We start from the raw sequence: 527 nt of genomic DNA, 5'->3' as shown, positions 1-527 counted from the left end.
ACCAGGCAAAAGGTTTGTTAGGCCACTGACCCACAGATAGCATGGTGATTTTCCTTAAGAAACTGTAAAAACGTAGAAACCATACCCAAATAGCTTGGTGTTGTCGATATAAAGCCAGAAGTTATCTTGTCCGACCTCACAGAAGACTGCTAGAATCCTTCTATTAGTCAGTACACAGGCGGGGATATGATAATAAAAGCTAAAAGTCCGGCGGGTTTTGCCGAGGAGTACATCGTAAAATCTATCTGGAACGGGCATTTTGCACCGGGCACTATCTTACCCGCAGAGCGTGAGCTGTCTGAACTTATTGGTGTTACACGAACCACTCTGCGTGAAGTGCTACAGCGTCTGGCACGTGACGGTTGGCTGACCATTCAGCACGGCAAACCCACCAAAGTGAACAACTTTTGGGAAACCTCCGGCCTGAATATTTTAGAAACCCTGGCACGTTTGGACGAAGACGGTATGCCGGAGCTTGTGGATCAGCTGTTATCTGCGCGCACCAATATTAGTGCTATTTATATTCG

The 527-nt window shown here is 46.9% G+C and carries 1 protein-coding gene; it reads left to right on the top strand.

The genetic code is table 11. The features are described 5' to 3' along the window. Positions 1–186: 186 nt before the first annotated feature. The coding region (fadR, locus tag B3180_RS05390) for a fatty acid metabolism transcriptional regulator FadR (protein ID WP_286843433.1) at positions 187–527 on the top strand (341 nt) is incomplete at its 3' end.

This window comes from Idiomarina sp. UBA4206, assembly GCF_002383015.1.
Lineage (GTDB): Bacteria > Pseudomonadota > Gammaproteobacteria > Enterobacterales > Alteromonadaceae > Idiomarina > Idiomarina abyssalis.
This window is presented reverse-complemented; position numbering and strand designations above follow the sequence as displayed.